This window comes from Flavobacterium sp. CECT 9288, from assembly GCF_918731615.1.
Taxonomy (GTDB): domain Bacteria; phylum Bacteroidota; class Bacteroidia; order Flavobacteriales; family Flavobacteriaceae; genus Flavobacterium.
In genome coordinates this window covers 1-3,537 of record NZ_OU957227.1, presented here as the reverse complement: position 1 = coordinate 3,537, position 3,537 = coordinate 1, and the positions used below count along the sequence as shown (strand labels likewise).

2 protein-coding genes and 1 pseudogene are annotated in these 3,537 nt (G+C 33.5%); 1 reads left to right on the top strand and 2 read right to left on the bottom strand.

Features of this window, described 5'->3' with window-relative positions; all coding sequences use genetic code 11:
- Positions 1-361 precede the first annotated feature (361 nt).
- The gene (locus LQ189_RS16235; RefSeq protein WP_230158709.1) at positions 362-577 is read left to right on the top strand and encodes a hypothetical protein; all 216 of its coding nucleotides are present in this window, start codon (positions 362-364) and stop codon (positions 575-577) included.
- Positions 578-1,912: 1,335 nt separating this feature from the next.
- Here the strand turns inward: LQ189_RS16235 and LQ189_RS16230 are convergent.
- A pseudogene (locus LQ189_RS16230) lies at positions 1,913-2,205 on the bottom strand (transposase).
- A gap of 22 nt (positions 2,206-2,227) precedes the next feature.
- Positions 2,228-2,605 carry a transposase gene (locus LQ189_RS16225; protein WP_230158707.1) on the bottom strand — a complete coding sequence of 126 codons (378 nt, stop codon included), beginning with the start codon at positions 2,603-2,605 and terminating at the stop codon, positions 2,228-2,230.
- Between the last annotated feature and the right edge of the window lie 932 nt (positions 2,606-3,537).

Sequence of the window (3,537 nt, the reverse complement as noted above, 5' to 3'; positions counted from 1 at the left end):
TGTATTTGGAAGATTTGGCGAATCCGAATAATGGGCTTAATTTAGTCCCAAACTACTTGTAGCTCGGGAACGTTAGCGGATATTTTAAAAAGACAGAGACGTGAAAGACAAACTATATAAATATATTTCAGAAATGGACTTCTTTAAAAAAGAGTAAAACAAACCTATTTGACTTTGTAAAAGAACCTTCATTACCTTGGACAAAACAAGGGTTTGTTATTTCTGCGGCTGGAGTTATTGCTGCTAGTGGCTGGACACACTTGACAGTAAAGTGTTTCTGTTTTCGTCAGACGAATATTCAATATCTGACCCAATAACAGGGCAAAGAGAAATAAGAAACTATGACGAGGATAATTCCGCAATGACAAAATTTTCTAAGGACAATTTAGAATTTAATGATGAACTTGGACAAACTATAAAAATATTTGGACTTCGAGGTGGAGATGGCAATCATTGCACAACAGACTTTTGGAATTTGGACTCTTTTAGTCCATCACTTGGAGAGCAAATAATTGGAATACAGAATATCAAAACTAGACAAAATCACAGACTGAATATTGGAAAGAGTTCGAACTAATTTCATTAATCAATCTTGAATACACAACATTGAAATTTGGATTTTCACCGAACGAAAAACACTTTGGTATTTTTGGTTCAGGTGGAGCGGAAATATTACTAGACAATGAGAAAAACATCCGCTAACAGCTAGTAAGCAATAGTCGGGAATTAGGCTTAATTTAAAGTGGTGTTGTATTTGGAAATTTTGTGATTAACCGAAAATAAATCTTAATTTAGTCCCCAACCTCGCCAAGCGGCGGGACGTTATGAGCTATTTTACCTGACGAGACAAAAACTATGAAGATAACAATTACACTATTATTTTTTGCAATATTTCTTTTAGTTGCAAAAATGACACTAAAGAAGAACAGAATTCACTGAAGGGAAAAATTTATACTAAAATAACGAAATTCCCGAATTGAAAAATTTTGAGTTTCAAGCTGGATCTATGATTGATTATGGGAAAAAATCCATTGAATATAAATTGGTATATCACAATTTTTTTAACAAAGGGAAATATCTTCTAATACTGGAGAAAAAATAGGTGGAAAAAGTTAAAGTTATCAAACAAAATATTGGACACAGTTATGATTAATAGTCTGAAAGAAGATAAATTATTTCACTTTGTACTTGTCGAGTAAATGGTATAAATAATAGTGAAATTATTGCGGTTGTAAAAGACGAAAAAAATGACACAGAATACTTGAATAAAATTGTAAAGGCTTGGAAAGCAAATTCAATAGACGGAAGAATAATCCCTATTAACAATCTAAATGAAATAGATTGCGTAAATGAAAGCTATGGACTATGAAATAAAAAAACAGCTCATAACAGCCACTCCTATGTAAAGCATCATAAAGTTATTCACAACTTTTGAGAGGGTTATATGTTGGTTATTTTTTGAGTATAAAATGCCGTCCCAACGGCTTGTTGAAAAAGTTGGAAACAACTTTTTGTCTGCCGAAGGCTTAGACTGTAAAATTATTCTAACTTTTTCAATAATGCCACGTATTTAGATCTCTTTTATTTCATTGTCTTTCTTTTTAAATTCTTAAAGCTCCCACTCCTATATGTGGTTCTCGTTTGAGAACGAGACCACCAGCATCGGTTTGATTGTAAGAATAAAATAGCTGCCTACTACAAAATGCGGCTTATTTTAAAGAACCGCCTAGCTGTTTTGCAGTCTATTCTCTGTATGATTGAGCTTTTTAAGAAGGTTATTTTATTTTTCTAATACTAAGTTTCTATTGATTTGATAAGGTGTTTCGGTTTTAATGACCGAGAGTATTCTTCGTGCTAATTTATGAGCTATTTTAATGATGACAGTCTTTACATTCTTGCCTTGATGTTTGCGTTAATATTGCTGCATTTCGGCATCTTTTCTAATGGCAATCCAGGCTGCTTCTACTAAATAACTTCGTAATTGGGAACGACTTCTGGGGGTTATTCCTAAACATTTTTCTGATCCGCCGCTATTAAAATCCCTGGTACTAATCCGATGTAAGAGCTAAATTGTCCTTCGTTATTGAATCGGCGCAAATCACCACATTCAGCCAAAATTACACTGGACAGATAACCGCCAATTCCTGGAATGCTCCTCAAGAGATTATAATCGTTCTTACAGGTCTTTCTGCAATGCGCACGCATTTGATTGGCAATTTCCAAATACTTAACCTGATAATTGATACATCCGTATTTTGCCCTGAAGTGCCAATTTTCCACAAGGGGAGCTGAATTCTCTATTTTCCAGCCAAACTATGAAATCTTTGTTCCAATTTGAATTATCATATGCTGGAGGTATTTCAATCCCATGAAAGAGCAACATACTTTTGATTTGCGATTTGCTTTGTCGGAGTTTCTTGGTGATTTGGGTTCTGTGACGAGCCAAAGTGGTAAACTGTTCGTGTGCTTCGGTAGGAATATAAACGCTCCTGAGCACACCCGCTTTTAATTGATTGGACAGGTTTTTGGAATCTAAAGCGTCAGTTTTTTTGATACCGCTCCTTATCTCCAGTCTTGACATCGGAGGGATTGACCACCAAAACATGCCAACCTAAGTTTAAAAAATAGCGCGCTGCAGAAAATCCGCAACATCCTGCTTCGTAAACTAAAGCTACTTCGTGATTTGGAAATGTTCGCTCCACATATTGTATAAATCCTCGGCAACAGAAGGCATCGAAAACGTTCTGTGAAAAAACAAATCCGTTTGAATGGAAACGCTCCAGCTTTTTTGTGAATGTCTAAACCAATGAATATCTTTGGAATAGTTAAGGCATCTTGTAATTGCATAATCTTCGTTTTTAGTAACTCTAAGTTATGCTTTTACATAGATGCTACAACGGATTTGGGCATTAGGCTTAATGGAAAGATGGTTTTGTATTTGGATGATTTGTCAAATCCGAAGAATAGGCTTAATTTAGTCCCAAACCCGCTGTAGCGCGAGAACGTTGTGCGACACTTTACAGCAAATCACTAAAAAAACAGAAACTTATAAAAACCAAATGTACTTTTCAACAGACAAACTATATAAATTATCCAAAGAAACTTTAAAAAGAGAATTGTTTTGATAAACTTGTTAATTGGACAAATGAACGTTTGAAATTAATGTAATTTATATAGAATTTGAAATTGACAAAAAAGACAACAAAACATAGATTACACTTAATCTGGAATCACAAAAAGATTATCAAAAAATATTAAGCAAAAGTGGTTACGATAAAGAAATACAAGCAAAATTTCGAAAAAAGTATCAAGAATATTAAGCGTTGAAAATCAGAATAATATTGCCCAAAATAAAATACTTTTGTCGATAAATTCTTTTGAATCTTGGTATAAAAAGTAAATATAAATAAAAAATCCTTTAAAAAATATTTGGGTTTGCTATTCAGTTTTTTTGACAGTTTATGCAAACGAAATAAGTGGCGAACTTTCCAAACAGAAAATTGCAGAGCTTATAAAAAATACAAAAGACAATGTTTG